The organism is Corallococcus sicarius, assembly GCF_003611735.1.
GTDB classification, from domain to species: Bacteria; Myxococcota; Myxococcia; order Myxococcales; family Myxococcaceae; genus Corallococcus; species Corallococcus sicarius.
Genome location: NZ_RAWG01000673.1, coordinates 1 through 776 on the forward strand (window position 1 = coordinate 1; position 776 = coordinate 776).

The window sequence follows — 776 nt, forward strand, 5'->3', positions numbered from 1 at the left end:
TCGTACGCGACGACGCCGCCCATGGACCAGCCTCCGAGGAGGTAGGGGCCCTGGGGCTGCACGGAGCGCACGGCTTCGAGGTAGAGGGCGGCCATCTCCTCCACGGACTCCGCGACGGGGCGTCCGTCGAGGCCGCGGGACTGGAGGCCGTAGACGGGCTGGGAGGGCCCCAGCCGCCGCGCCAGTTCACCGTAGGCGAGGACGTTGCCGCCACCCGGGTGGACGAAGAAGAGGGGGCGGTGCCCTGGCGCTCCCTTCTCCAGGAGGACGAGGGGCGTCCAGTCCTGCGCCTCCTCGCGCAGCACCTTCGCGAGGTGCTCGAGGGTGGGCTGCTGGAAGAGGACGGAGAGTGGAAGGCTCTGGCCCAGGCGCTCACGCACGGCGGCCACCATGCGCACGGCGAGCAGCGAGTGGCCGCCCAACTCGAAGAAGCTGGTGCGCACGCCCACGGAGCGCAGGCCCAGGAGGTCCTCCCAGATGCGGGCGAGCTGCATCTCCAGCGCGTCGCGGGGCGCGACGAAGTCCTTCGCTTCGGCCTCGCGCGGGTCCGCTTCGGGCAGGGCCTTGCGGTCCACCTTGCCGTTGGCGTTGAGGGGCAGGGCCTCCAGCACCATCAGCACGGAGGGCACCATGTACTCGGGCAGGCGTTGCTTGAGGCCTGCCTTGAGGGCGTCTGCGTCGACGGTGTGCCCGGGGCGTGCGGTGACGTAGCCGATGAGGCGCTTGTCTCCATCGGCCCCCTTCGCGATGACGACCGCCTCGTTGACGCCGGAGGC

The 776-nt window shown here is 71.6% G+C and carries 1 protein-coding gene; it reads right to left on the minus strand.

From position 1 onward, the window contains the following. On the minus strand, positions 1 to 776 hold a 776-nt coding region (locus D7X12_RS41635; protein ID WP_244225109.1), incomplete at both ends, for a thioesterase domain-containing protein.